Origin of the sequence: Pseudomonas sp. TMW 2.1634, assembly GCF_001703595.1 — a bacterium.
Classification (GTDB): domain Bacteria; phylum Pseudomonadota; class Gammaproteobacteria; order Pseudomonadales; family Pseudomonadaceae; genus Aquipseudomonas; species Aquipseudomonas fragi.
Genome location: NZ_CP016849.1, coordinates 4,201,932 through 4,226,992 on the forward strand (window position 1 = coordinate 4,201,932; position 25,061 = coordinate 4,226,992).

Consider the following 25,061-nt stretch of genomic DNA (forward strand, 5'->3'; position numbering starts at 1 on the left):
TTGTAGGATGCTTTTCTAATTAAGGTGGCTGTTTTCCTATGTTGTACAGTGTTTGATGTATATTGCTGATATGGTTGGGTTTTTATAATGGCACTTTTCAAGTATAGGCTTGTGAGGTATAACGCTCAGGTCTCTATATTGGCGAATGATGTATATGCCTGGTTCGCAATGCTGCTCGAAGTTTCGTCCGTGTTCGAATTTTCTTGGCGTAATGAATGCCTGCAGCAGGGCAGCGCCATAAGGTTGTGTAACGGAAATTGCAGCTGGAAAGGCCATTTCTCGGGATCAATATGGCTTTGATGATTGTCCTTACTACACTGGGCGTTTACCTTCCGCTTTCTCATTATGCGTACGTCGATTGAAAGTCGTCTTTAAGTAGGAACAACCATTTCAAAGAAGGACTCTAAATGCTAACCCTCAACCGCTCTGTCACAACCAGCCTGACCATCGGCCTGATACAGGGCCTGCTGCTCTGGCTGGCGAGTACGCTGAACGACCCCGGGGCCAGGATTGCCTTGGCCACTGTCGTGCTGGTGGGTGGCATCAACCTGCTGCTGTTGGGTGACAACGTGCGACAGCGCGGCACTGCCTGGCTGGTGGTCGGACTCACGGTGGTCATGGCGGCAATCAGTACCTGGGTGTTTGTGGACGGCGACAGGCAACTGTTCAACAACCGCTGGCTGACGGGCAGCTGGACGTTCTTTTCCCTGGTGATTGCTTACGTCTGCACGGTGTTCATCCTCAGCTGGCCAACCCGCGAAGGGCGCTATCCGCGTTATGAAGATTTGTTCCGCCATGCCTGGGACACGGTGTTTATCGTATTGCTGGGCTTGTTGCTGAATGTGGTGTTCTGGGGGCTGCTGCTGTTGTGGGGCAACCTGTTCAAGATGCTCGGGATCGTGGCGCTCAACCGGCTGTTTTCAACCGAGGGGTTTATTTGCGTCAGCTCGGCTATGGTGTTTGCCCTCGGCTTGAACATGGGCCGTGAGAACGACCGGATCATTGGCCTGCTGCGCGGTATTTTGCTGACACTGTGCCGTTTCCTGCTGCCTCTGGGGGCGTTGATTGCGATTGTGTTCACTTTCGCCTTGCCCTTTACCGGGCTGGAGCCCATCTGGGATACCGGCTATTCGACACCCATCATGCTGTGGTTGGTGGCGGTCAATCTGTTTTTGCTCAATGGCGTGTTCCAGGACGGTGCCCAGGGCAGCGGGTACCCGGTCTGGCTGGTGCGTGTGGTCGACCTGTGCCTGTTGTGCTTGCCGGTGCTGGTGTTGCTGGCGGGGTATTCAACGTGGCTGCGCATTGCCCAGTACGGCCTGACACCTTCCCGGGTGCTGGCAATCCTGCTGGTGGCGGTGATTTTTGCCCACTGTGTGGCGGCCGTCTGGGCGGTAGTGGTGCCACAGCGCCAGTGGCTATGGAGTGTGCGTCGCACTAACCCGGTGATTGCGCTGCTGACGGTTGCGCTGTTGCTGGCAATTCATACGCCGTGGTTCAGCCCGTTGAAAATCAGCGCAAGCAACCAGGTTGCCCGTGTACTGAGCGGCAAGACCCCGGTGGATATGTTTGACGCCGATACCTTGCGCTATCGCTTGGGCCAACCCGGTGAGCAGGCGTTCAGCGCGCTGCTGGCGCAAGTGGAGCAAGGGCAGGTACTCACGCAAACCGAGCGTCAGGCCTTGCTCAAGCGGCTCAAGAATGCCGACACCGGTAAAGGCAAACGCGCGCCCAAGGAGAAAGCCCTGGAGTGGATCGGCCCTGAAGTGGCGGGCAGCGAACAGTTTGAAGCGTCAGACTTTGGCAAGCAGACCTGCGAGAAACCGGGCTGTGTGCTGTGGGCGGTTGATCTGGATAGGGATGGGCAAAGCGAGGTGCTGCAGTTGCCCAAGCGGGGTTGGGTGAGGTCGCTGGACTTCTTCAACCGTGATGCGCAGGGTAAATGGCAGTTGGCGGGTACGTTTGAGGTCGATGGCAATGCGCTGGAGCTGATCGAGCAGATCCGTGAAGGCAAGGCCAAGGTGGTGGCGCCGCGATATCAATCGCTGTTGATCGATGGCGTGGAGCTGAGCCCGAACCCCAAGGCGCAATAAGCGCAGTGGGAGCGGGCTTGCTCGCGAAGGGTGCGACGAGGTGTGTCTGGCTAACCCCATCGTACTAATCGCGAGCAAGCCCGCTCCTGCAAGGAGCGGGCGTTACATCAGCTGTTAGGCAGCAGACGGCAGGTGATGCTCTTGATGTAGCGGGTTTCCGGGATGGCCGGGTGTACCGGGTGATCCGGGCCCTGGCCGCCGCGTTCCAGCAGTTGCATGTTGCGGTCCAGGTGACGGGCGCTGGTCAGCAGGATGTTTTGCAGGTCGTCTTCGGGCAGGTGCATCGAGCACGATGCGCTGACCAGAATGCCGTCCTTGTTGAGCAGGCGCATGGCCTGCTCGTTCAGGCGACGGTACGCGCCTTCGCCGTTTTTCAGGTCTTTCTTGCGTTTGATAAAGGCAGGCGGGTCAGCCACGATCACGTCGAAACGTTCTTCGTTGGCCTTCAGCTCTTTAAGGGCCTCAAACACGTCGCCTTCCATGCAGGTGACTTTCTCGGCAAAGCCGTTCAGCGCTGCGTTGCGTTCAACGCCGTCGAGGGCGAAGGATGATGCGTCGACACAGAACACTTCGCTGGCGCCAAAAGCACCGGCCTGGATGCCCCAGCCGCCGATGTAGCTGTACAGGTCCAGTACGCGCTTGCCCTTGACGTACGGGGCCAGGCGGGCGCGGTTCATGCGGTGGTCGTAGAACCAGCCAGTTTTTTGCCCGGCGATCACCGGGGCTTCGAATTTCACGCCGTTCTCTTCCAGTGCCACCCACTCCGGCACCAGGCCGAAGACGGTTTCAACATAACGCTCAAGGCCTTCGGCATCACGGGCCGCCGAATCGTTCTTGAACAGGATGCCGCTTGGCTTGATCACTTGCACCAGGGCTGCGATCACGTCGTCCTTGTGCTGTTCCATCGTGGCCGAGGCCAGCTGGACCACGAGGATATCGCCGAAACGGTCAACCACCAGGCCCGGCATCAGGTCGGAATCACCGTAGACCAGGCGGTAGTATGGCTTGTCGAACAGGCGCTCGCGCAGGGACAGGGCCACGTTGAGGCGGTGTACCAGCAGCGACTTGTCCAGTGGCAGCTTGATGTCGCGCGACAACAGGCGTGCACAGATCAGGTTATTGGGGCTCATGGCAACGATGCCCAGCGGCTTGCCGCCGGCGGTTTCGAGTACCGCTTGGTCGCCGGCCTTAAAACCGTTCAGCGGTGTGGCGGCTACATCGATTTCGTTGCTGTAGACCCACAAGTGGCCGGCGCGCAGGCGTCGATCGGCATTGGCTTTAAGGCGCAGGCTTGGCAGGGACATGACGTCGCTCCGGGTATTGAAAAGGGCGCGATTATAGCCTTAGACGCACCCCGGAGGCGTGGCTGATTCACCGCATTGCGTCGGATCGCGGAGCCAGTTGCGCAGAAATTTCCGTTAGAATTGCCAGCTATTCCAGAGTACGGAGCCTCCATGCCTGAATTACCTGAAGTCGAAACCACTCGCCGTGGCATCGCCCCGCACCTTGAAGGGCAGCGGGTCAGTCGGGTGATTGTGCGCGAGCGGCGTTTGCGCTGGCCGATCCCTGAGGACCTCGACGTGCGGTTGTCGGGGCAGCGTATCGTGCTGGTGGAGCGCCGGGCCAAGTACCTGTTGATCAATGCTGAAGTCGGCACGCTGATCAGTCACCTGGGCATGTCGGGCAACCTGCGGCTGGTGGAAGCCGGGTTGCCCGCGGCCAAGCATGAGCATGTGGATATCGAGCTGGAGTCCGGGCTGGCCCTGCGCTACACCGACCCGCGCCGGTTTGGGGCCATGCTCTGGAGCCTTGACCCGCTGAACCATGAATTGCTGGTGCGCCTGGGCCCGGAACCGCTGACTGACCTGTTTGATGGCGAGCGGCTGTTTCAGCTGTCGCGCAAGCGTTCGATGGCGGTCAAGCCATTCATCATGGACAACGCCGTGGTGGTGGGGGTGGGCAATATTTACGCGACCGAGGCGCTGTTTGCTGCCGGCATTGATCCGCGTCGCGCTGCCGGGAGCATTTCCCGGGCGCGCTATTTAAAGCTGGCGATTGAGATCAAGCGGATTCTGGCGGCCGCCATCGAGCGCGGCGGCACCACATTGCGCGATTTTATCGGCGGCGACGGCCAGCCCGGTTACTTTCAGCAGGAGCTGTTTGTGTACGGTCGCGGGTATGAACCGTGCAAGGTCTGCGGCACTGAGCTGCGTGACGTCAAGCTGGGCCAGCGCGCCAGTGTGTTTTGCCCGCGTTGCCAAACATAGCCACCCGTAATGGGCTGAACTCTTGTGGGAGCGGGCTTGCTCGCGATGCAACCCCCTCGGTCGAACGGGTCGATCGCAGTGAATCTATCGCGAGCAAGCCCGCTCCCACACAAATCGCATAGACGATGAATCAGGCCTTGCCGGTAATCGCCCGGTACTTTTCCATCAGCTGTTCTTCGGTTTCCGGGTGGGCTTCATCCAGCGGGATGCAGTCAACCGGGCACACTTGCTGGCATTGCGGCTCATCGTAGTGGCCGACGCACTGGGTGCACAGGTTGGGGTCGATCACATAGATCTCTTCGCCCTGGGAAATGGCAGCGTTCGGACACTCGGGTTCGCAGACGTCGCAGTTAATGCAATCGTCGGTGATGATCAGGGACATGGGTACTCCGGCCGGGGCGATCGGCCCGGGCAACTGAAATCGAATGCGTCAATTGTGCCGCATTGGCGCCCGCAGTGCACGCGGGCGCCGCTTCAGTGGTTATTTCTTGCGAAAACGCTCAGTCAGAGCATCGGCCACAACCGGGTGCACAAACTTGGTGATATCGCCGCCTAATGCCGCGATTTCCCGCACCAATGTCGACGATATAAACGAATAACGCTCCGACGGCGTGAGGAACAGGCTCTCCACATCGGGGGCCAGTTGGCGGTTCATGTTCGCCAGCTGAAACTCGTATTCGAAGTCCGACACGGCACGCAGGCCACGCAGGAATACATTGGCATTCTGTTCCTTGGCAAAGTGCGCGAGCAGCGTCGAGAAACCGACCACCTCGACATTGGGCAGGTGTTTGGTGACTTCACGAGCCAGCTCCACCCGCTGTTCCAGAGGGAATAGCGGGTTTTTCTTGGTGCTGGCAGCGACAGCAATGATCACATGGTCAAACAGGCGCGAAGCGCGTTCGACCAGATCGCCATGGCCCTTGGTAATAGGGTCGAATGTACCTGGGTACAACACTCGGTTCATCGCGTCGTCCTGGCGGGAATCCGTTGGGGAGTCGGATGGTATCGCAGCATTCCCGGTCGGCCAAGTCGCCATTCGCAGAAGAAAGCACTATAGACGCGACGAAATAACTGCTTTTTCATGAATTTTTAAGGCGCTCAGCCAGTCGCGTTGCCAGTTTTGCTGTCAGCCCATATACCGACAATTGTGGGTTGGCGCCTATGCTGGTGGGGAACAACGAGCCGTCATGGATGGACAGGTTTTGTAATTGATGATGGCGCCCAAGGCTGTCGCTGACGGCCATTTGCGAATTTTCCCCCATCGCACATCCACCCATTACATGGGCGCTGGCCAGGCGGGTCCGATACAACTCAAGGCTCAAACTGTCGATCAGGTCACGGGTTGCGCTCAGGCGGGTGGTGTAGCCAGCATCGCTGTGCAGCGGCATCACCGCGCTGGCGCCTGCGGCAAACTGGATCTCGGCCATGCTGTGAAACGCGCGCTTAAGACCCTCCCAACCATAGGGCGTGAGGCTGTAATCGAGCACGGGGGTGTCATCGCTGCGTAACTGCACATGGCCGCCGGGGCTGTCGGGGTGAAAGCCGTCGCGCATCAGTGCCAGCATCATATGGGTGTTGGGCAGTTGTGCCATGTGTGCGGCGCTGGTCTGGCCAACGCCGGCAAACAGGGTGGCGGCCAGGGCCGGGTGCAAAGGCGGGACTTCGAGTTTGTAGCCCATTGGGCCTGTGACGCCGTCTTTCCACTGAAAGTGGTCGGAGTAAATAGACTGCGGCGCTCCGTAAAAAGGGTTAATGGCAGTAGGAAATTGCGCAGCCGAAAAGTTGACCAGATGGAGAAACGTCCGTTTACCCAGTCGTTTGTAGGGGTCGGGTGCGTCGGAACGCATTAGCAGGCCGGGTGTATTGATGCCGCCGCCTGCCAGTACATAGTGCCGGGCCTTGACCGTTATGGTGCGGCCCGTGGGCGCTACGCAGCGGCTGTCCATAGCCTGACATTGCAGGCCGGTGACCTGCTCGCCACTGATCTGCAGTTTCCAGGCGCGGGCCAGGTAGAGCAGTTCACCGCCATTGTCGAGGGTGGCGGGAATGGTCGTGACCAGCATCGATTGCTTGGCGTTGGTGGGGCAGCCCATGCCGCAATAGCCCAGGTTCCAGCAGCCGCGCACATTGCGCGGGATCACATGCCAGCTGTAACCGAGCTTTTCACAGCCGCTGCGGATCACCTCGTTGTTGGCGTTGGGCGGCACTGCCCAGGGGGCGACACCCAGGCGCTGCTCCATGTGTTCGAACCACGGTGCCATTTGTTCGGCACTGTGCCCCGCCACGTTGTGTTCGCGGGCCCAGTGCTCCAGCGTCGGGGTTGGCGTGCGAAAGCTTGAGGTCCAGTTGACCAAGGTGGTGCCGCCCACGGCCCGGCCTTGCAGAATGCTGATGGCGCCGTCCTTGCTCATGCGCCCGACGCCTTCCTGATACAGGCTGGCGTAGGCTTCGTTTTCGAGAAGTTTGAAATCGCTGCTGGTCTTGAGCGGGCCTTCTTCAATCAGCAATACCTTGTAACCCGCAGCACTGAGGATCTCTGCCGTGGTGCCGCCGCCTGCACCGCTGCCGACAATGGCAACGTCAGCCTCCAGGGTCAGGTCGCTGTCGAGGCGGGAGCCGTCATGGGTTTTCCAGCCTCGGGCCAGGCCTTCTCGGAACGGATCGGGTACAGGCATAGGAAGTACTCAAAATGAGTGTGAGATATCACTGTGGGAGCGGGCTTGCTCGCGATGGCATCAACTCAACAGGTCGCAAGTACCGCGTTGCCTGAATCGCGAGCAAGCCCACTCCCACAGGGTTTTTACAGCTTGGGTGGCCCTGGGTAGCCGCAGGCGCCCCAAGACTGCGGGCACTCGTACCAGCTCATCATCACCAGTTGCACCAGCGAGCCGTGGCCCATTTTCAACAGGCTCAGGCTGCTGTTATGCCAGCGCTGCAGGAATGACTGAATCTGTTCGGGGCTGGCGTTTTCCCAGTGCCCCCACACCCCGGTCAACGGCCCGCGTGTTACAGGCATGGCCAGCACGTCGAATAATTGTTGGGTCAGGGTCAGCAGCGCGGGTGACAGGTGGTTGAGGTTGTCGTCCAGTGCGTCGAGTGTGGCCTTGACCGCGCCGGGCATTGCCGGCTCGGTTACGCTGGTGGCGAGCATCACCGGGATCAGTGCACGCAAGAATGCCAGGTCACTGCTGCGCAGAACCGAGAACCCGCGGGCGCTGCTGCTGGCGGAACAGCCGCTGAGGCTGGCACCCATGCCGGCAGTGGCCAGTAATGCACTGGCCACTGCGCCGACCTTCAAGACCCCGCGACGTGAAAGCAGGGTGTTTTCGACACTGTGTGCTGGCATGGTCAAGGCTCCGCTAGCGGATAAACAGCTTCTGGATGATGCCTACCAGTTTTCGGCCATAGGGCGGGTAGATCAGCAAAGCGCTGTTCAGGCGCTGTTTCACCAGCACCCCCTTGGCCTTGCTGAAGGTCAAAAAGCCTTCGTGACCGTGGTAATGGCCCATGCCCGAATGGCCGACACCACCAAAGGGCAGGTCGTCGATGGCCACATGCAGCAGTGTTTCGTTGATGCTGACCCCGCCCGAGTGGGTGTTGTGGATAACGGTCTGTTGTTCGGCCTTGTTGTAGCCGAAGTAATACAGTGCCAGAGGGCGGTCTCTGCGGTTGATGTAGGCCATTGCCTGATCCAGAGTGGAGTAGGGCACAACGGGCAGTAGCGGGCCGAAGATTTCATCCTGCATGACCTGCATGTCGTCGTTTACATCCAGTAGCAGGGCGTGGGGCATGCGCCGCCCCTGGCCCTGTTCATACAGCGGGATCAGACGTGCGCCCTTGAGGGTGGCGTCGGTTTGCAGCCGTTCCAGGCGCGCCAGCTGCCGGTCGTTGATAATTGCGGTGTAGTCCGGGTTGTCGGTGAGCGTCGGATAAAAACTGAGCACGGCCTGGCGATAGGCATCGATAAAACCCTCAAGCCGATTCTGGGGGACCAGCACATAATCCGGGGCGATGCAGGTTTGCCCGGCGTTCAGGGTTTTACCCCAGGCGATGCGCTGGGCAGCGTCTTTGAGCGGTACATCGGCCGACACGATGGCGGGAGATTTACCGCCCAGCTCCAGGGTGACCGGCGTCAGATTTTCAGACGCGGCGCGCATCACCTGTTTGCCCACCTGGGTAGAACCGGTGAACAGCAAGTGATCGAAGGCCAGGCCGGAAAACGCGACCGCTACTGCTGCCTCGCCCAGCACCACGGTGACCATGTCGTCGGGGAAAATGCGCCCCAGCAAATCCTTGAGCAAACGCCCGGTGGCCGGGGTGAATTCGCTGAGCTTGAGCATGACCCGGTTGCCCGCCGCCAGTGCCCCGACCAAAGGGCCAACGGCCAGGTACAGCGGGTAGTTCCACGGCACGATAATCCCCACCACGCCCAGCGGCTGGTACATCACCTTGGCACTGGCGGGCGCGAACATCATGCCTACGCGGCGTGATGAAGGTTTCATCCAGCGCTTAAGGTGCTTGAGGGTGTAATCGATGCTGTGCAGGCACGGCATCAGCTCGGCAAACAGGGTTTCGTCGGGGCTGCGGTGGCTGAAATCCTGGCTGATGGCGTCGATCAGCACCTCGCGCTCGCGGCTCAACAGTTGGCGCAGGCTTTTTAGCCATTGCTGGCGCTGTGCAAGGGGCGGGAATGGATGAGCGGCGTAGGCCTGGCGCTGCTTGTCGAGCAGGGACTGGAGATCGTCCGGTTGGAGCGAGGCGTCGTGAAGGTGGGAACTGTCGACAGACATAGAGGCTCCAGGCGTTTTTTATCGGTTTTTATCGTTACAGAGCAGTCATGTTTTTAGAGCCTATGCTCTAACTTGTCAATTGCAGGCCTGCCCTTGGTGTTGTTTATCGTTTCAAGGTTAGGCCGTAAGATGCCTTTCGTTTTTAATTTAAGCGCAAGCCCATGGCCATACGACTAAAAACCAGCCAGCGCATCGCCAATAGCAGCCTGGAGCTTTTTAACCAGCTGGGTGAACGCAGTGTCAGCACCAACCACATTGCGGCCCACATGGAAATTTCGCCGGGCAATCTGTATTACCACTTCCCCAACAAGCAGGCGATTATCTCGGTCTTGTTCAGCGAGTACGAGGCGCTGGTATTGAGCTTTTTGCACCCGCCGCAAGGGCGGTTGCCAACCGTTGCCGACAAGCGCCAGTACTTGCAGCAACTGCTGGACGCCATGTGGCGTTACCGGTTTCTGTACCGTGATATCGAACACTTGCTGCACAGCGACACGGAACTGGCCATCCGCTATCGACGTTTCTCCCAGCACTGCCTCACTCAGGCCCAGGCCATTTACGCCGGGTTTGTCGAGGCTGACATCTTGCGCATGACCCCCCAGCAAATTGAATCCTTAAGCCTGAATGCCTGGATTATTCTTACCTCCTGGGTAGGTTTTTTATGTGCCACCCGTGACAGCAGCGACCAGCTTAGCGAGCAGGCCATCAAGCGCGGTGTGTACCAGCTGCTGGTGCTGGAGTCGGGTTTTGTCACCGAGCAGGCTCGCGAAGCCGTCGATGAGTTGATCAAGGAATACTACGTCCCCCTGGAACATGCGTTGTACGCTCAATAACCGCATTTCACCCCTCACAGGAGTCCACTATGCCCGTTGCGCAACTGATCAGCCCGCAAGCCCTGAATGAACGTCAGGCGCAGCCCGGCCTGGTTATTCTGGATTGCCGCTTTGCCCTTGAAGACCCGGACTACGGCCGCTGCAGCTATGCCGAGGGGCATATTGCCGGTGCGCAGTTTGCCGATCTTGAACGCGACCTGAGCGGGCCTGTGATCAAGGGCGTGACCGGCCGCCATCCATTGCCCGACCCGCGTACCCTGGTTGAGCGTCTGCAAGCCTGGGGCATCAATGCCGACAGCGATGTGGTGCTGTATGACGATGGCCCGGGCGCTTTTGCCGCTCGCGCATGGTGGTTGCTGACCTGGCTGGGCAAGCGTGATGGCGTGTTTATCCTTGATGGCGGCCTCAAGGCCTGGCATGGCGCGGGCTTCCCGCTGAGCCTGGATGCCGCGCCGACGCTGCGCGGGACATTCGAAGGCAAGCCCGACAGCCATATGTTGCTGAGTGCCGAAAAACTGCAAAAGCGCCTCGGCCAGCCGGAGCTGACCCTGATCGATGCGCGTGCCCAGCCGCGTTTTCGCGGTGAGGTCGAGCCGATTGACCCGATCGCCGGGCATATTCCGGGTGCGCAATGTGCGGCCTTCAGCGAAAACCTCGACAGCAGCGGGCGCTTTTTGCCTGCAGAGCAGCTCAAGCAGCGTTTTGCCGAAAAGCTCGCTGGTCGTTCCCCTGATGAGTTGGTGGCCTATTGCGGCTCGGGTGTGACGGCGTGCCATAACCTCTTTGCAATGGGCTTGGCGGGCTATCCGCTGGGCAAACTCTATGCGGGTTCGTGGAGTGAATGGATCAACGATCCGGCGCGGGGTATTGCCACCGGCGATTGAGGTGTGCAGTACACAACACCTGTGGGAGCGGGCTTGCCTGCGATGCCAGCAACGCGGTTTAACGGATAGACCGCAGCGTCTGAATCGCGGGCAAGCCCGCTCCCACAGCACGTGTGCAGATTTCAGCGGTTCGAGTTGGCACTGGCCAATCGGTATGCACCGGGGCCAACGCCATAGACCTTCTTGAATTGCCGGTTGAGGTGGCTCTGGTCGGCAAAGCCCAATTGCGTCGCCACCTCTAATGGCAAGCAGCCCTGTTGCAGCAACGCCCGGGCATGGGCGATACGTTGCTGCATCAGCCAGGTGTGCGGCGGCATGCCGGTGGCGCGCTGAAATACCCGGGCAAAGTGGAATGGCGACAAATTGACCGCTGCGGCGAGCTCTTCCAGTGATGGCGGCTCTGCCAGGCGGGCTTGCAGCACTTCCTTGGCGCGGCTGACGGCGCGGTGTTCGACCCCGGGCTTTGCCGGTAGCGGCAGGCGGGCATGGCGGTTAAGCAGGGCAAGCATCATCTGGCGCCATGCCGTTTGTTGCTGCAATGCGGTCTCTGGCCCTTCAAGCAATTGATGCAACTGGAACAACCCGCGAAACAGCTCGCAGTCGTACAGCAGTGTGTCATTGAAGGTCGGCAAGTGGCTGGCGGGCAGTTCCAGTTCTTCCAGCAGCTGTTGAATTTGCGCGTTGTCCGGGTAGAAAGCCCGGTAGCGCCAACCCGCATCATGGCCTTTGTGACCATTGTGCACTTCGTCCGGGTTGATCAGCACCAGGGTGCCGGTGGCCGCCAGATGCTCGGCGCCGCGATAGCGATAACGCTGGGCGCCTTCGATAATCATGCCGATCACAAAACCATCATGCACATGGGGCACGAAGCGGTGTTCGATATAGCGCGCCGTCAGCAGCTCCACACCCGTCAGGGGAGGCGTTTGCCAGAAGCGGATCGACTCACCCTGTTCTGCGTCCATTACGCAGATTCAAGCCGCAGCGCGGCCAGCCATTGCGGGATTCTGCGCTCAAGGTAATACCCCGGCCTTCCTGGCGAGCCTTCCAGAAATCCGACATGGCCGCCCTTGGCGTGCAGCTCCAGTTGCGTGCAGGGCGATAGCTCGCTGGGTTCGGGAATACTGTGCTTGAACACGAACGGATCGTCCGTGGACTGGATAATCAGTGTCGGTGTATCGATGGTCCCCAGAAAGTAGCGGCTGGAGGCGCGCCGGTAGTAGTCATCGACATTCAGGTAGCCGTTGAGAGGCGCCGTTACGCGGTCATCGAACTCCCAAAAGGTGCGCATTTTGCTCAGGGTCTTGACCGAGCCCAGCTTGGTCAGGCTGGCCAGGCCTTCATGTCGGGCGTCGAGCTGGAACCGGTGTTTTTTGTCTTTGACGTAAGCCAGCATCTCGCGCATGAAGTGGGCTTGATAGACCCTGGAAAAGCCCAGGCCGATCCGGTCGGCACACTGGTCAAGCCGGAACGGCACCGACACCGCAACGGCACCGCATAAACCGCTGTCGCTGCCGCTTTCGCCCAGATACTTGAGCAGCACGTTGCCCCCCAGCGAATAGCCCACGGCATACAGCGGGGCCAGGGGGTGTGCGGCGCGTATATGGGCCACGGCCTCGGCCAGATCTTCGCTGGCCCCCGAATGGTAGCTACGGGCCAGTAAATTGGGCTCGCCCGAGCAGCCTCGCCAGTTCAGTGCGGCGCTGCTCCAGCCGCGTGCGGCGAGGGCATTTTGCAGCCCCAGTACATAGTGCGAGTTCGATGACCCGGTCAGGCCGTGCAGCACCAGTACCACCGGTGCATGGGCTGATGATAGGCCGTGCCAGTCCAGGTCGAGAAAATCGCCATCCTTGAGCCAGATACGTTCACGTCGATGTTCAATGGCGGGTTTGGTGCGCCACAACGGCCCCCATAGTGTCTGGATATGGGGGTTGCCCAGGCCCGTAGCCGGAGCAAACGGCTTGAGGGGTAAAGCATGGCTGTCTGAAAAAGGCACGGTGGTTCTCATCGGATGACAGGTACGGCGGTTGTCTAAATTGCCACATCATGGCCTGACGCCCAAGTGTTGCGTGCAGGCCGTGGGGTTATCGGTTGGCCGGCATGCAGCTTTGTGGCGTTACTGTCTGCGGTGCTATGGGATCCGGCAGGGGCTGTTGTGCCACGTCAGGCCCGACGGTCACGCTGACCCAGCCGTCGGCCCTGAGATGGCGGTTCATGGCCGCCTTGATTTGTTCACGGGTTAGGGCTTGGATCTGCTGGTTTTTGTAGCCGAAGGTCAGGGGCTGGTCAAAACGGCCGATGATGGACAGCTCATTGCGCACCTCCAGATTGCTGGCCGTGTGCTGGGGCAAGGCTCGCAGCAGGTGCTGCTTGACGTCGTCGAGCTGTGTTTCGCTGGGCCCTTCTTCCAGGTACTGGGCAAACAGGGCCTTGATCCGGGCCAGAGCACCCTGGCTGTAGCGTGAGGGGGTATTGAGGCTGATAACCCAGGGCGCCGGGCCTTGGCCGTTGGTAATGTCCGATAGCACGCCGTAGGTGATGCTGCGATCCTCGCGCAGATCGCCGTTGAGAATGTGGCTGAACATGATGTTCCCGGCACGGATGGCTGCCCAGTCAGGGTGCTGGGTGGGCACTGCGTTCTGGGCCATCATCAGTAGGGTATGGCTGGCTTCATCTTCGATATGCACGGTTTTGCCGCGGGCAGACGGGGCTGTTACGGCGTGCGGCCGGGTCAGTGCCGGCCCGGCAGGCAAGGCGTTGGCCAGTGAGCGGCTGAGGGTCTGTGCCTGTTGCAGGGTCAGGTCACCGACGATCACGATCTGTGCGTTGGCGGCGGTGTAGGCTCGGCGATAGAAATTCACCAGTTGGGCGGCATCAATGCGTTCAAGGCTCTCGGCTGTACCGTACCTGGGGCGGGCGACCGCTTGCCCGGGGTACAGCTCGTCGTAGATCAATGTGCGCGCCAGGGCGTGGGGGTCGTCGTGGTCTTTTTTGAGCTGGGTGAGCAGCTCGTTTTTTACCCGGCGCTGACCTTCCACGGTAAAGCCCGGCCGGGCGAGCATCTCGGTGAACAAGTGCATGGCCGGTTCGCGGATGTGCGGGGCGCTCAAGCTGCGCAGGGTAAAAAAGCTCTGCTCCTTGCTGATGCCGTTGCCCAGGGCCACGCCCAGGCGATCAAACCCCTCGGCCAGCGCATTGGCGTCCTTGAGTGCCGAGCCTTCGTTGAACAGGCTCAGCACGGTGGCGGCCAGGCCGGGTGAGTCGCCATCCTGGTTGCTGCCGGCGGCAAAGCTGATCTGTAAATCGAACATGGCCAGGTTATGGTTTTCGACAAACAGCACCCGGGTACCTTGAGCCAGTTTCCAGGCCTTGATGGCTGGCAGGCGGGTGGCGGGGACCGTGGGGCTTAACTCAAGCAACGATTGCAGCTGGGGCGCGGGCGCCTGCGCCTGTGTGCGGGTACATAGCGTGACCAGGGCGAGCAGCAGGGTAGCGTACAAGGCGCATCGGGCTGCGACTGGCAGGGGCTTATTCAGATTCATGGCGAGACTCCTTGGGCAGCACATGGCTGACGGTCATGCGGTCGCGGGTCAGGAAGGTTTGCGCGGCGTGGCGGATGTCTTCGGGGGTGATTGCCTTCAGGGTCTGCAGGCGCTTGTCGTCGTGCTCCGGCGACAGCCCGGCAATGTCCAGTTCGCCCAGATACAGGGCCAGGCTTTGCAGGTCGTCACGGTTGAATACCTGTCGGGCAATGATCCGCGTGCGGGCGCGCTCAAGGTCACTGCTGGAGGGCGGTGTGTGTTTCAGTGATTCGAGCACTTCCCAGATACCCGCTTGCACCTCGCTGAGGGTTTTGATTTTTTCGAGGTTGAGGGTGGCGGAGATACTGAGCAGCACATCACCGCGACTGATGCCGCTGTAGTGTGAGTCGACGCTGATGACCAGCTCTTCACCGCGCCACAACCGGCTTTTGAGTGCCGAGCTGTCACCGCCTCCCAGCACCTCGCTGAGCAGCTCCAGTGCGGCTGCCGTATGGGGTTCGGTCTGGGTGCTCAGGCTGGGGACGTTGAACGTCATGCTCAGGTTGGGGATTTGATGGTCGATGTACTGGGTGATGTTGCGCTCACCTGGCGCTGCGAGTTCGAGCGGGGGTTTGATTGCAGGCAATTGGCGCCGGGCAATCGGGCCGAAAAAGCGGGTGGCCAGCGCCTTGACCTGCCCGGCGTCGATCGCGCCGACGATGATCAACGTGGCGTTGTTGGGGGCATACCAGCTCTGGTACCAGTGCTTGAGCTCGTCGACATGCATGCGTTCGAGGTCGTGCATCCAGCCGATCACCGGGCTGCCAGAGGCGCTGGCAGGAAATGCCAGGCGCAGGGGCAACTCCAGGGCCCGCTGCTGGGGGTCGTTGTCGACGCTTTCGCTGCGTTCACTTTTGATGACTTCGCGTTCACCTTCCCAAAGCGCGGCGGGCAGATGGGCGGTGCTCATCTGGTCGGCCATCACTTCAAGTGCGACCGCCAGGGCGTGGGGTGGCAGGGTTTGAAAAAAAAGTGTGGCATCGCTTTGCGTCGCTGCATTGTCGGTGATGCCCAGGCTTTGAAAGATGTGGTCGGACTCCGCCGGGCAGAGTTTGCTGCTGCCTTTGAACACCATGTGTTCCAGTGCGTGGGACAGGCCGGACTGGCCCGGCGGTTCATAGCTGGAGCCGACCCGATACCAGAGTTGGGAATGCACCACGGCGGCGCGGTGGTCTTCGTGGACGATGACCCTGAGGCCGTTGTCCAGGGTGAACTGGTGCGTGGAGGTCTCGCTGCTGGCCAGGGCCGTCAGCGGTTGCAACACAAGGCCGAGAGCCAGCCCGGCGAGGGGGTGTTTCATGGTAGGTGTCCTGACGAGTGAGCGTCAGAACAGACTGGGCTTGGGAGGGGGGAGGCGGGCGTTACATAGATATCGTGGAGCGAAAAAACCTGTAGTCGCTGCCGAAGGCTGCGATAAGGGCCGAAAGGCCTTCGCTTTTGAAAAAGCGCCCCCTTCGGGCTCCATCGCAGCCTGCTGCAGCGACTACATGTTCGTCAGGCTTGTGTTGCTTCGCGCTGCCACAGGGCGTAGTTCACGCCGCCGGCTTTTTGCTCGCGGTGCAGGCGCCAGTTGGCTGGCAAGCCCAGCTCGGACGGACGCAACTCGCTTTCGGTGTAGACCCAGGCGTCTTCGGTCAGCCAGCCGCGCTGCTCGAGCAAATCACAGGCAGGCTTGAGCAGGTCCTTGTTGAACGGCGGATCGAGGAATACCACGTCAAAGGTTTCGCTCGGCGTGGCGTCCAGATAACGCAGGGCGTCGGTCTGCTGCACCTGGCCAACGGTGCAGCGCAGGATGCCCATGTTTTCGCGGATGTTGGAAATCGCATCGCGGTTGCTGTCCAGTGCCACGCCCTTGGCTGCGCCACGGGACATGGCCTCAAGGAACAGCGCACCGCTACCGGCGAAAACGTCCAGTACCCTGGCGCCGCCAATATGCGGGGCCAACCAGTTGAACAGGGTTTCACGCACGCGATCGGGCGTAGGGCGCAGGCCCTCTACATGGGGGAAGTCCAGCTTGCGGCTGCGCCATTCCCCGCCAATGATACGTAACTGACCCGCACCGGAGTGCGATGTGTTTTTTGGCTTTGCCATTAATGCTCCGGAACCCCAAGAGGTTGCTCTGAAGGTTTGTCGGTAGGTGGTGGCAGTGGTTTTTGCGGCACGGTCGGGCCGGCGGTCACTACGACCATTTTGTCGGCGCTCAGGTGCTTGTTCATGGCGTCCTTGACCTGTTCGGTGGTCAGGTCCTGGGACTTCTGCATGAAGGTTTCCAGGTAATCCAGGGGCAAATCATAAAAGCCCATTGCGCCAAGTTGGCCGACGATGGCGGCGTTGCTGGCAGTGGACAGCGGGAAGCTGCCAGCCAGTTCACGCTTGGCATCGTCGAGTTCTTTTTGCGTCGGACCATTTTTCAGGTAGTCGGCCAAAATGTCTTGCACCAGTTTGAGCGTGCCTTCGCTCAGTTCGGCACGGGTCTGCAGGTTGATCATGAACGGGCCGCGAGCCTGCATCGGGCTGAAGCCGGAGTACACGCCGTAGGTCAGGCCGCGTTTTTCACGAACTTCAGTCATCAGGCGCGTGCCGAAACCGCCACCGCCCAGGATGCTGTTGCCCAGCGCCAGTGCGGCATAGTCGGGGTCGTCACGGTCGATACCCAGCTGAGACAGCAGCAGGTGGGTCTGTTTGGACGGGAACTCGATATGGGTTTCGCCAGCCTTGGGCTCGCTCGGCTGCACGGTCTTGGCAACCGCCGGGCCTTTGGGCAGCGCGGCGGAAACCTGGGCTGCAATGGCCTCGGCTTCAGCACGGGACAGGTCGCCAACGATCGCGATCACCGCATTGCCAGCAGTGTAGGCCTTGTTGTGGAAGGCCTTGAGCTGGTCGATGGTGATCGAAGTGATGCTTTCAGCCGTGCCATCGCTTGAGTGGGCATACGGGTGGTTGCCGTACAGGCGCTTGAACAGCTCATTGCTGGCCAGTTTGCCGGGGTTCTGTTTCTGGAACTCGAAGCTGGCCAGCAGCTGGTTCTTGATCCGCGCCAGGGAGTCTGCGGGGAAGGTGGGCTTGCCCACCACCTCGGCAAACAAATTGAGCGCCGGGGTGCGTTTATCCACATCGCTCAGGCTGCGCAACGAGGCCACGGCCATGTCGCGGTAAGCGCCATTGCTGAAGTCCGCGCCCAGGCCTTCAAAGCCCTGGGCGATGGCGCCGACATCCTTGCCGGCCACGCCTTCGTTGAGCATGGCGTTGGTCAGCAAGGCCAGGCCGGGGGTGTTGTCGTCCTGGCTGCTGCCGGCGGCGAAGGTCAGGCGCAGGTCGAACATCGGCAGTTGCCGGGCTTCGACGAACAGTACTTTGGAGCCTTCGGCGGTTTTCCAGGTTTGCACGTTCAGCGCACGGTGGCTGGGCGCCTTGCCGTCGAGCTCGGCCAGGGATTCGAGCTTGTGCTCGGTCTTGGCCTGGTCCAGCGCCTGGCTGGCAACCGATTGCTCAGGGTTGGTCAAAAAATAGCCGAGTGCGCCAACCAGTATGGCGGCGCTCAGACCGAGCAGGGCGTAGCGGGGGCCTTTACGCTCACTCATGGGTTTTCTCCTCGGGCAGTACATGCGCAACGCTTAGACGGTCGCGAGTGAAATAGGTACGGGCAGCTTGCTGGATATCGGCCGGGGTGACCTTCTGCAGGTCGGCCAGTTCGGAGTCCATCAGCTTCCACGACAGGCCGACGGTTTCCAGCTGGCCAATCGAAGTGGCCTGGCTGGTGATCGAGTCGCGCTCGTAGACCAGGCCTGCAATCACCTGGGCTCGCACACGCTCCAGCTCTTCAGCGGTAGGCGGGGTTTTTTTCAAGTCGTCGAGCAAGCGCCACAAGCCGGCATCAGCCTGGGCCATGGTGACTTTTTTCTGGCTGTTGGGCATTGCCGAAAGCATGAACAGGCTGTCGCCACGGGTGAAGGCGTTGTAGCTGGACGATGCGCCGGAGACCAGTTCTTCACCGCGCTCCAGTTGCGTCGGCATGCGTGCGCTGTAGCCACCATCCAGCAGCGCGGAAATCAGGCGCAGGGCATTGGCGGTGACAGGGTCTTTGGCCGTCGCGATGCTCGGTACGTTAAAGCCCAGCATCAGGCTTGGCAGTTGGGTCTGAACGTGGATCTTGAGCAGGCGCTCACCCGGGGTAGGCAGCTCCAGCGGGATTTTCGCGACAGGGATCTCGCGTTTTTGCACCTTGCCGAAGTAGCGCTGGGCCAGGGCTTTGACTTCGTCCGGTGTCACGTCCCCGACAACCACCAGCGTGGCGTTGTTGGGGGCATACCATTCTTCGTACCAGGCGCGCAGTTCGCCAACGCTCATGCGTTCCAGGTCCACCATCCAGCCGATGGTCGGGGTGTGGTAGCCGCTGGAAGGGAAGGCCATCGCGCTGAACAGCTCGTAGGCTTTGCTCATGGGCTGGTCGTCGGTGCGCAGGCGGCGCTCTTCCTTGATGACTTCGATTTCGCGCTTGAATTCTTCAGGCGGCAAGCGAAGGCTGGCCATGCGGTCGGCCTCAAGTTCAAAGGCAACACCCAGGCGGTCGCGGGCGAGCACCTGGTAATAGGCGGTGTAGTCATCGCTGGTGAAGGCGTTTTCCTGGGCGCCAAGGTCGCGCAGGATCAACGAGGCTTCGCCGGGGCCAACCTTGTTGCTGCCCTTGAACATCATGTGTTCAAGGGCGTGGGACAGGCCGGTCTTGCCGGGTGTCTCATAGCTTGAGCCCACCTTGTACCAGACCTGGGAAACCACCACAGGGGCGCGATGGTCTTCGCGAACGATGACCTTGAGGCCATTGTCCAGGCGGAATTCGTGGGTGGGCTGCGGTTCGGCCGCCAGGGCCGAAAGCGGTAGTAAAACTGTGCTGAGCAACAGGCCAGCAGCGCGGCGGGCTAGATTCATTCGTTTTTTAACCTGTTGGGCTACCCGCTCGGCCTTAGCGTCAGCGGGTGAGGAGGTGCTAGGATACTGATCCGTTTTACTGGCGGCCACGCCTATCAGGCCTTTGACGATCAGACGACGTTTGATCGGGCAGTATAGGAGCCCGCTTGGAAGTGTGGATGTATCCCGGTAAATTTCGCATTTTTGCCGACTTTCCCGTGACAGACCCGAGTTAAGACGAAGTTTACGAGGTGTGTTTTACCCTCTGACTACAGTTGCGTGCGAACAAGCTGACAAAATTACAGTCTGTTTCACACCGAATATTATTTGCCGAGGCGCCACAGTGGCGCGTCGCTACGATGAGATAGCCGTCCTCCATGTTTGGTTCCAACGACGACAAGAAGAACCCAGCTGCGGCTGGCGAGAAAAAAGGCCTGTTCGGATGGCTGCGCAGAAAGCCGCAGGAAACCGTCGTGGAACAACCCGCGCCTGCACCCGAAATCACTCCTGAGCCGCTGATTGAGGCCGCCCCGGTGGTGGTCGAGGCCGCGCCCGAAGTGGTCGTGGTGGCCGCCGAGCCTGTTGTTGAAGTGGCCCCTGAGCCTGCGCCCTGGCCGCACTTGCCCGTTGCCGAAGAACCGGTGGCGCTGGTGGAGGATGTGCAAGCGCCGCATATCGTGCCGCCGATCCCCGAGCCTGTGGTTGAAGTGCCTGAGGTGGTCGAGACTGTTGTAGAGCCAGAGCCAGAGCCAGAGCCAGAGCCAGAGCCAGAGCCAGAGCCAGTTGCCGTTGTGGCACCGGTGGTCGTGCCTGCACCTGCAGCCGTGGTTGAGGCCCCGGCCCCCGCGCCAGTGGCCGCGCCCGAGCAAAAAACCGGCTTTTTCGCCCGGCTCAAGCAAGGTTTGTCCAAGACCAGCGCCAGTATTGGCGAAGGCATGGCCAGCCTGTTCCTGGGCAAAAAGGCCATCGATGACGATCTGCTCGAAGAAATCGAAACCCGCCTGCTGACCGCCGACGTGGGCGTTGAAGCCACCTCGGTGATCATCAAGAACCTGACGCAGAAGGTTGCGCGCAAGCAATTGACCGATGCCGACGCACTGTACAAGTCGCTGCAGGAAGAGCTGGCGGCCATGCTCAAGCCGGTTGAACAGCCGCTGAAAATCGAGTCGCAAAACAAGCCATTCGTGATTCTGGTCGTGGGCGTCAACGGTGCGGGTAAAACCACCACCATCGGCAAGCTGGCGAAAAAACTGCAGCTGGAAGGCAAGAAAGTCATGCTGGCGGCCGGTGATACCTTCCGTGCCGCTGCTGTTGAGCAGTTGCAGGTGTGGGGCGAACGCAACCATATCCCGGTGATTGCCCAGCACACCGGTGCAGATTCTGCGTCGGTGATTTTTGACGCCGTGCAAGCTGCCAAGGCCCGTGGCATCGACGTGCTGATCGCCGATACCGCCGGTCGCCTGCACACCAAAGACAACCTGATGGAAGAGCTCAAGAAAGTTCGCCGGGTCATGGGCAAACTTGACGAAGACGCTCCCCACGAAGTGCTGCTGGTGCTGGATGCCGGTACCGGGCAGAACGCCATCAGCCAGACCAAGCAGTTCGATCAGACCGTTGCCCTTACAGGCCTGGCGCTGACCAAGCTCGATGGCACAGCCAAGGGCGGGGTGATTTTCGCCCTGGCCAAGCAATTCAATATCCCTATCCGTTATATCGGGGTGGGTGAAGGCATCGATGATTTGCGTGATTTTGAGTCCGAACCCTTTGTCCAGGCTCTGTTTGCGGAGCGGGAGCGTCCATGATTCGTTTCGAGCAGGTCGGTAAGCGCTATCCAAATGGACACGTGGGCCTGCACGAGCTGAGCTTTCGGGTCCGTCGAGGCGAATTTCTCTTTGTGACCGGCCACTCCGGCGCAGGCAAAAGCACGCTGTTGCGCCTGCTGCTGGCGATGGAACGCCCCACCAGCGGCAAATTGCTGTTGGCAGGGCAGGACCTGGGGCAGATCAGCAACGCGCAGATCCCTTTTTTGCGTCGTCAGATCGGTGTGGTGTTCCAGAACCACCAGTTGCTGTTTGATCGCACGGTGTTCAACAACGTCGCCTTGCCCCTGCAAATTCTCGGCTTGTCCAAGGCTGAAGTTGCCAAGCGTGTCGATTCGGCGCTGGAGCGCGTGGCGCTGTCGGATAAAACCGATCTGTACCCGGGCGACTTGTCCACGGGCCAGCAACAACGTGTCGGCATTGCCCGCGCCATCGTGCATCGTCCGGCCTTGCTGCTGGCCGATGAACCCACCGGTAACCTCGACCCGCGTCTGGCGGCGGAAATCATGGGCGTATTTGAAGACATCAACCGTTTGGGCACCAGCGTACTGATTGCCAGCCATGACCTGGCACTGATCGCCCGCATGCGCCATCGCATGCTGACCTTGCAGCGCGGGCGCCTGATTGGTGACGGGGAGGCTGCGCAATGAGTGCCACCCGCAGCCCCAAAGTGTCCGAACGCGTAGCGCCCAAGGCCGCCGACCCGCAGCCACCGAAGAAAAAACACGATGATGACGATGGCCCGACCTTCGCCATGTTGTTTCACGCCTGGGTTGAAGCCCACCGTGCGAGCTTGCTCGACAGCCTCAAGCGCCTGGGCAAACAACCGATTGGCAGCTTTTTCACCTGCCTGGTGATGGCGGTTGCCCTGAGCTTGCCGATGGGCCTGTCGTTGTTGCTCAACAACGTCGAGCGCCTGGGCGGTTCCTGGCAGCGCGCGGCGCAGATTTCGTTGTACTTGCAGATGGATGCCAGCAGCGAGCAGGGTGAAAATCTCAGCGATCAGATAAAAGGTATGGCGGGGGTAGCTGACGCAGAATTTATCAGCCGCGAAAAAGCCCTTGAAGAGTTCCAGCAGCAGTCAGGGCTGGGCGAAGCGCTTAAAGAGCTACCCGACAACCCGTTGCCTGGCGTGGTGCTGGTTACCCCGGCCGAGGTCGATAAAGCCACGCTGGAGGCTCTTCGTGAGCGTTTGGCGCAGTTGCCAAAAGTGCAACAGGCGCAACTTGATCTAGTCTGGGTCGAGCGCTTGGCGGCCATCCTGAAATTGGGTGACCGTTTCGTGTTTGGCTTGACTGTATTGCTGGTATCAGCTTTGCTGCTGGTTATCGGTAATACGATTCGTTTGCATATCGAGAATCGTCGTATCGAAATCGAGGTCATCAAGCTGGTTGGCGGCACTGACAGCTATGTCCGTAGGCCCTTTCTGTATATGGGCGCGCTTTATGGCTTTGGTGCCGGTGTACTTTCGTGGGGAGTTCTGGCATTCGGCCTGAACTGGCTCAATGATGCGGTGGTGGGGTTGGCCGGTTTGTACGGCAGCAACTTTGCCCTGGCGGGCGTGCCGGTAGCCGATGGTCTGTCTCTCTTGCTTGGCGCGGTGCTGTTAGGGTATATCGGTGCATGGATTGCAGTAGCGCGGCATTTGCGTGAGCTTTCGCCCAAGTAGTGTCTTGACACCTGTTGACCTTTTCAGCTTTTTTTGGGAACTTTTTTTCAGGTTTCCGGTCAACTTTCGCAGTGCTGAACTGCACGAGTTATGTGAGACGGAGGTTTTTTCGTATGACCACTTCTTTGCAACCTGCGTATGCGTTGGTCCCTGGTGCGAACCTCGAGGCCTATGTCAATACGGTGAACAGCATTCCACTGCTGACACCGGAGCAGGAGCGTGAACTGGCCGAGAGTCTCTACTATGAGCAGGATTTGGGGGCGGCTCGGCAGATGGTGCTCGCCCACCTGCGTTTTGTTGTACACATTGCCCGTAGTTATTCGGGCTATGGCCTGGCTCAGGCTGACCTGATCCAGGAAGGCAACGTCGGCCTGATGAAGGCGGTCAAACGCTTCAACCCAGAAATGGGTGTGCGTCTGGTGTCGTTCGCGGTGCACTGGATCAAGGCAGAGATCCACGAGTTCATCCTGCGTAACTGGCGGATCGTGAAAGTCGCGACCACCAAGGCCCAGCGCAAACTGTTTTTCAACCTGCGCAGCCAGAAAAAACGCCTGGCGTGGCTGAACAACGACGAAGTTCATCGTGTGGCTGAAAGCCTCGGCGTAGAGCCTCGTGAAGTGCGCGAGATGGAAAGCCGCCTGACCGGTCATGACATGGCCTTCGACCCGGCAGCCGAAGCTGACGACGACAGTGCGTTCCAGTCGCCAGCCAACTACCTGGAAGACCACCGGTACGACCCGGCGCGCCAACTGGAAGATGCTGACTGGACCGATAACTCCACCAGCAACCTGCACGAAGCGCTGGAAGTGCTGGACGACCGCAGCCGTGACATTCTGTATCAGCGCTGGTTGGCTGAAGACAAAGCCACGCTGCACGACCTGGCACAGAAGTACAACGTGTCTGCCGAGCGGATTCGTCAGTTGGAAAAAAGCGCGATGAACAAGCTCAAACTGTCGATTGCCGCTTAATCCGGCCCGACAAACAAACGCCCCGATCTGATCGGGGCGTTTTTGTTTGTGCTGTTCGAGCGGCCCTGGCCAGCCTGCACTGTGCAGGGTTAGCGGGACGGTTGTGCTTTAAGCTGCTCAGGGTCCACGCCATTTGCCCTGAGCAGGGCATCGACCAGCGAGCGGGACATCTCCACCGAATGCACCAGCGACCATACCAGCCCGCGCTCTATGCCACTGGCATGAACGGTGATTTCATCCGACACCTCTTCTGCACTTTTGAGCATCAGCGACACATGGGACAGGGCCTCTATTGCCCGAATATCAGGCTGTACGGCAAAAGGTGATGTGGCGCTGACCTTGTGCGCCCGCGTGGGCTTGAGGTTGGCGAGGGAAACCCGCGGGGCCTGCTGCAGGGCCTCAAACAGGCTGCGGGTGGCCTCATCGTGCTGATGATCATCACGGGGAGGGTGACTGGCTTTGGGATCGTCGTGCGTCGTCTTTTTCATGTCTCTTCCACGCGGATCATCGGCGACTGGTGAAGATAGCCTTGCGGGTTTCCGGCCTGCAAGCAGCCCTTGCAGGCGCCACGCTTTCTCGGAAGCGTCTGCCTTTTGGCAGCGTAAATGTCTGACGTGGGCGTCTGAGGAGTGAATTCGCTACACTGGCATACTTTTACGCTGTGCGTTGGCGCCCATGACTGTTCTCAAATACCTCCAGGCTTACCCCCAGACCTTGCAAGAGCAGGTGCGCCAATTGATTGCGCGCGAGCAGCTGGGCGGTTACCTGAGCGAGCGTTACCCTCAGCGTCATGCGGTACAAAGCGACAAGGCCTTGTATGCCTACGCTCAGGAACTCAAACAGGAATACCTGCGCAATGCACCGTCTTTTGACAAGGTGCTGTTTGATAACAAACTCGACCTGACCCACCGTGCGCTGGGCTTGCATACGGCCATATCACGGGTCCAGGGCGGCAAGCTCAAGGCCAAGAAGGAGCTGCGCGTGGCTTCGCTGTTCAAGGAAGCGGCGCCCGAGTTTTTGCGCATGATCGTGGTTCACGAGCTGGCCCACTTGAAAGAGTCGGACCACAACAAGGCGTTCTACAAGTTATGCGAGCACATGTTGCCGGGTTATCACCAGCTGGAGTTTGACCTGCGTGTCTACCTGACGTGGCGGGATATGCAGGGCAAAACCTGACACTTACTTTGTGTGTGGAAGCGGGCTTGCCCGCGATATGGTCGCCTCGGTACAACTGCCGAACCGCAGCGATTTAATCGC

The 25,061-nt window shown here is 60.0% G+C and carries 23 protein-coding genes; 9 read left to right on the forward strand and 14 right to left on the reverse strand.

Annotated features, from left to right (window positions below; all coding sequences use genetic code 11):
- Nucleotides 1–407: 407 nt before the first annotated feature.
- The gene (locus BFC21_RS19880) at nt 408–2,093 is read left to right on the forward strand and encodes a DUF4153 domain-containing protein (RefSeq protein WP_088378723.1); all 1,686 of its coding nucleotides are present in this window, start codon (nt 408–410) and stop codon (nt 2,091–2,093) included.
- 107 nt (nt 2,094–2,200) lie between these two features.
- On the opposite strand, the gene BFC21_RS19885 is transcribed toward BFC21_RS19880, so the two are convergent.
- Nucleotides 2,201–3,397, reverse strand: a complete 1,197-nt coding sequence (locus BFC21_RS19885) for a class I SAM-dependent rRNA methyltransferase (protein WP_088378724.1) — start codon at nt 3,395–3,397, stop codon at nt 2,201–2,203.
- A 150-nt stretch (nt 3,398–3,547) separates the two neighbouring features.
- Between BFC21_RS19885 and mutM the strand changes: the two genes are divergently transcribed.
- Nucleotides 3,548–4,360 carry a bifunctional DNA-formamidopyrimidine glycosylase/DNA-(apurinic or apyrimidinic site) lyase gene (gene mutM / locus BFC21_RS19890; RefSeq protein ID WP_016782614.1) on the forward strand — a complete coding sequence of 271 codons (813 nt, stop codon included), beginning with the start codon at nt 3,548–3,550 and terminating at the stop codon, nt 4,358–4,360.
- Nucleotides 4,361–4,490: 130 nt separating this feature from the next.
- On the opposite strand, the gene BFC21_RS19895 is transcribed toward mutM, so the two are convergent.
- The 5 genes from BFC21_RS19895 to BFC21_RS19915 form a co-directional block, all read right to left on the reverse strand.
- A complete protein-coding gene (locus tag BFC21_RS19895; protein ID WP_016782613.1) occupies nt 4,491–4,742 on the reverse strand; it encodes a YfhL family 4Fe-4S dicluster ferredoxin in 252 nt (83 codons plus the stop codon).
- A 99-nt stretch (nt 4,743–4,841) separates the two neighbouring features.
- Nucleotides 4,842–5,324 (reverse strand): pantetheine-phosphate adenylyltransferase, encoded by a 483-nt coding sequence (gene coaD / locus BFC21_RS19900; protein WP_016782612.1) that lies wholly within the window; start codon nt 5,322–5,324, stop codon nt 4,842–4,844.
- A 115-nt stretch (nt 5,325–5,439) separates the two neighbouring features.
- Nucleotides 5,440–7,035: a GMC family oxidoreductase gene (locus BFC21_RS19905; RefSeq protein ID WP_088378725.1), complete on the reverse strand. Its 1,596-nt coding sequence runs from the start codon at nt 7,033–7,035 to the stop codon at nt 5,440–5,442.
- 125 nt (nt 7,036–7,160) lie between these two features.
- Nucleotides 7,161–7,706 carry a twin-arginine translocation pathway signal protein gene (locus BFC21_RS19910; RefSeq protein ID WP_088378726.1) on the reverse strand — a complete coding sequence of 182 codons (546 nt, stop codon included), beginning with the start codon at nt 7,704–7,706 and terminating at the stop codon, nt 7,161–7,163.
- A 13-nt stretch (nt 7,707–7,719) separates the two neighbouring features.
- Entirely contained in the window at nt 7,720–9,150 is a 1,431-nt protein-coding gene (locus BFC21_RS19915; protein ID WP_088378727.1) for a coniferyl aldehyde dehydrogenase, read from the reverse strand.
- Between the two features lie 161 nt (nt 9,151–9,311).
- Between BFC21_RS19915 and BFC21_RS19920 the strand changes: the two genes are divergently transcribed.
- Entirely contained in the window at nt 9,312–9,980 is a 669-nt protein-coding gene (locus tag BFC21_RS19920; protein ID WP_088378728.1) for a TetR/AcrR family transcriptional regulator, read from the forward strand.
- Between the two features lie 29 nt (nt 9,981–10,009).
- On the forward strand, nt 10,010–10,864 hold the full coding sequence (locus BFC21_RS19925) for a sulfurtransferase (RefSeq protein ID WP_088378729.1): 855 nt from the start codon (nt 10,010–10,012) through the stop codon (nt 10,862–10,864).
- A gap of 122 nt (nt 10,865–10,986) precedes the next feature.
- Here BFC21_RS19925 and BFC21_RS19935 read toward each other — a convergent pair whose 3' ends face one another.
- From BFC21_RS19935 to BFC21_RS19965, 7 genes are all read right to left on the reverse strand, one after another.
- Complete coding sequence (locus BFC21_RS19935) at nt 10,987–11,826, reverse strand: AraC family transcriptional regulator (RefSeq protein ID WP_088378730.1); 840 nt, start codon at nt 11,824–11,826, stop codon at nt 10,987–10,989.
- Nucleotides 11,826–12,869, reverse strand: a complete 1,044-nt coding sequence (locus tag BFC21_RS19940; protein WP_088378731.1) for a hydrolase — start codon at nt 12,867–12,869, stop codon at nt 11,826–11,828. Before BFC21_RS19940 ends, BFC21_RS19935 begins: the two co-directional genes overlap by 1 nt.
- A gap of 76 nt (nt 12,870–12,945) precedes the next feature.
- Nucleotides 12,946–14,403, reverse strand: a complete 1,458-nt coding sequence (locus BFC21_RS19945; protein ID WP_162939359.1) for a pitrilysin family protein — start codon at nt 14,401–14,403, stop codon at nt 12,946–12,948.
- Entirely contained in the window at nt 14,390–15,742 is a 1,353-nt protein-coding gene (locus BFC21_RS19950; protein WP_120266450.1) for a pitrilysin family protein, read from the reverse strand. The genes BFC21_RS19945 and BFC21_RS19950 overlap by 14 nt, the downstream gene beginning before the upstream one ends.
- Before the next feature lie 194 nt (nt 15,743–15,936).
- Nucleotides 15,937–16,533 (reverse strand): 16S rRNA (guanine(966)-N(2))-methyltransferase RsmD, encoded by a 597-nt coding sequence (gene rsmD / locus BFC21_RS19955; RefSeq protein WP_016782604.1) that lies wholly within the window; start codon nt 16,531–16,533, stop codon nt 15,937–15,939.
- A complete protein-coding gene (locus tag BFC21_RS19960; protein WP_088378733.1) occupies nt 16,533–18,023 on the reverse strand; it encodes a pitrilysin family protein in 1,491 nt (496 codons plus the stop codon). Before BFC21_RS19960 ends, rsmD begins: the two co-directional genes overlap by 1 nt.
- Entirely contained in the window at nt 18,016–19,368 is a 1,353-nt protein-coding gene (locus BFC21_RS19965) for a pitrilysin family protein (protein WP_016782602.1), read from the reverse strand. Before BFC21_RS19965 ends, BFC21_RS19960 begins: the two co-directional genes overlap by 8 nt.
- Nucleotides 19,369–19,724: 356 nt before the next feature.
- Here BFC21_RS19965 and ftsY point away from each other — a divergent pair, with 356 nt between their 5' ends.
- From ftsY to rpoH, 4 genes are all read left to right on the forward strand, one after another.
- Entirely contained in the window at nt 19,725–21,149 is a 1,425-nt protein-coding gene (gene ftsY / locus BFC21_RS19970; protein WP_120266451.1) for a signal recognition particle-docking protein FtsY, read from the forward strand.
- Entirely contained in the window at nt 21,146–21,817 is a 672-nt protein-coding gene (gene ftsE, locus BFC21_RS19975) for a cell division ATP-binding protein FtsE (RefSeq protein WP_016782600.1), read from the forward strand. The genes ftsY and ftsE overlap by 4 nt, the downstream gene beginning before the upstream one ends.
- A complete protein-coding gene (gene ftsX, locus BFC21_RS19980) occupies nt 21,814–22,836 on the forward strand; it encodes a permease-like cell division protein FtsX (protein WP_083369726.1) in 1,023 nt (340 codons plus the stop codon). The genes ftsE and ftsX overlap by 4 nt, the downstream gene beginning before the upstream one ends.
- Before the next feature lie 113 nt (nt 22,837–22,949).
- Nucleotides 22,950–23,804, forward strand: coding sequence for an RNA polymerase sigma factor RpoH (rpoH, locus tag BFC21_RS19985; protein ID WP_016782598.1), 855 nt, complete (start codon nt 22,950–22,952; stop codon nt 23,802–23,804).
- An 89-nt stretch (nt 23,805–23,893) separates the two neighbouring features.
- Here the strand turns inward: rpoH and BFC21_RS19990 are convergent, their stop codons facing one another.
- Complete coding sequence (locus BFC21_RS19990; protein WP_088378735.1) at nt 23,894–24,292, reverse strand: hypothetical protein; 399 nt, start codon at nt 24,290–24,292, stop codon at nt 23,894–23,896.
- 187 nt (nt 24,293–24,479) lie between these two features.
- On the opposite strand from BFC21_RS19990, the gene BFC21_RS19995 reads away from it, so the two are divergent.
- A complete protein-coding gene (locus tag BFC21_RS19995) occupies nt 24,480–24,980 on the forward strand; it encodes a YgjP-like metallopeptidase domain-containing protein (protein ID WP_088378736.1) in 501 nt (166 codons plus the stop codon).
- Nucleotides 24,981–25,061 lie beyond the last annotated feature (81 nt).

Bases quoted from the DNA above. Each gene is read 5' to 3' on its own strand.
- BFC21_RS19880 (WP_088378723.1), top strand. From the start codon at position 408: ATGCTAACCCTCAACCGCTCTGTCACAACCAGCCTGACCATCGGCCTG.
- BFC21_RS19885 (WP_088378724.1), bottom strand. From the start codon at position 3,397: ATGTCCCTGCCAAGCCTGCGCCTTAAAGCCAATGCCGATCGACGCCTG.
- mutM (WP_016782614.1), top strand. From the start codon at position 3,548: ATGCCTGAATTACCTGAAGTCGAAACCACTCGCCGTGGCATCGCCCCG.
- BFC21_RS19895 (WP_016782613.1), bottom strand. From the start codon at position 4,742: ATGTCCCTGATCATCACCGACGATTGCATTAACTGCGACGTCTGCGAA.
- coaD (WP_016782612.1), bottom strand. From the start codon at position 5,324: ATGAACCGAGTGTTGTACCCAGGTACATTCGACCCTATTACCAAGGGC.
- BFC21_RS19905 (WP_088378725.1), bottom strand. From the start codon at position 7,035: ATGCCTGTACCCGATCCGTTCCGAGAAGGCCTGGCCCGAGGCTGGAAA.
- BFC21_RS19910 (WP_088378726.1), bottom strand. From the start codon at position 7,706: ATGCCAGCACACAGTGTCGAAAACACCCTGCTTTCACGTCGCGGGGTC.
- BFC21_RS19915 (WP_088378727.1), bottom strand. From the start codon at position 9,150: ATGTCTGTCGACAGTTCCCACCTTCACGACGCCTCGCTCCAACCGGAC.
- BFC21_RS19920 (WP_088378728.1), top strand. From the start codon at position 9,312: ATGGCCATACGACTAAAAACCAGCCAGCGCATCGCCAATAGCAGCCTG.
- BFC21_RS19925 (WP_088378729.1), top strand. From the start codon at position 10,010: ATGCCCGTTGCGCAACTGATCAGCCCGCAAGCCCTGAATGAACGTCAG.
- BFC21_RS19935 (WP_088378730.1), bottom strand. From the start codon at position 11,826: ATGGACGCAGAACAGGGTGAGTCGATCCGCTTCTGGCAAACGCCTCCC.
- BFC21_RS19940 (WP_088378731.1), bottom strand. From the start codon at position 12,869: ATGAGAACCACCGTGCCTTTTTCAGACAGCCATGCTTTACCCCTCAAG.
- BFC21_RS19945 (WP_162939359.1), bottom strand. From the start codon at position 14,403: ATGAATCTGAATAAGCCCCTGCCAGTCGCAGCCCGATGCGCCTTGTAC.
- BFC21_RS19950 (WP_120266450.1), bottom strand. From the start codon at position 15,742: ATGAAACACCCCCTCGCCGGGCTGGCTCTCGGCCTTGTGTTGCAACCG.
- rsmD (WP_016782604.1), bottom strand. From the start codon at position 16,533: ATGGCAAAGCCAAAAAACACATCGCACTCCGGTGCGGGTCAGTTACGT.
- BFC21_RS19960 (WP_088378733.1), bottom strand. From the start codon at position 18,023: ATGAGTGAGCGTAAAGGCCCCCGCTACGCCCTGCTCGGTCTGAGCGCC.
- BFC21_RS19965 (WP_016782602.1), bottom strand. From the start codon at position 19,368: ATGAATCTAGCCCGCCGCGCTGCTGGCCTGTTGCTCAGCACAGTTTTA.
- ftsY (WP_120266451.1), top strand. From the start codon at position 19,725: ATGTTTGGTTCCAACGACGACAAGAAGAACCCAGCTGCGGCTGGCGAG.
- ftsE (WP_016782600.1), top strand. From the start codon at position 21,146: ATGATTCGTTTCGAGCAGGTCGGTAAGCGCTATCCAAATGGACACGTG.
- ftsX (WP_083369726.1), top strand. From the start codon at position 21,814: ATGAGTGCCACCCGCAGCCCCAAAGTGTCCGAACGCGTAGCGCCCAAG.
- rpoH (WP_016782598.1), top strand. From the start codon at position 22,950: ATGACCACTTCTTTGCAACCTGCGTATGCGTTGGTCCCTGGTGCGAAC.
- BFC21_RS19990 (WP_088378735.1), bottom strand. From the start codon at position 24,292: ATGAAAAAGACGACGCACGACGATCCCAAAGCCAGTCACCCTCCCCGT.
- BFC21_RS19995 (WP_088378736.1), top strand. From the start codon at position 24,480: ATGACTGTTCTCAAATACCTCCAGGCTTACCCCCAGACCTTGCAAGAG.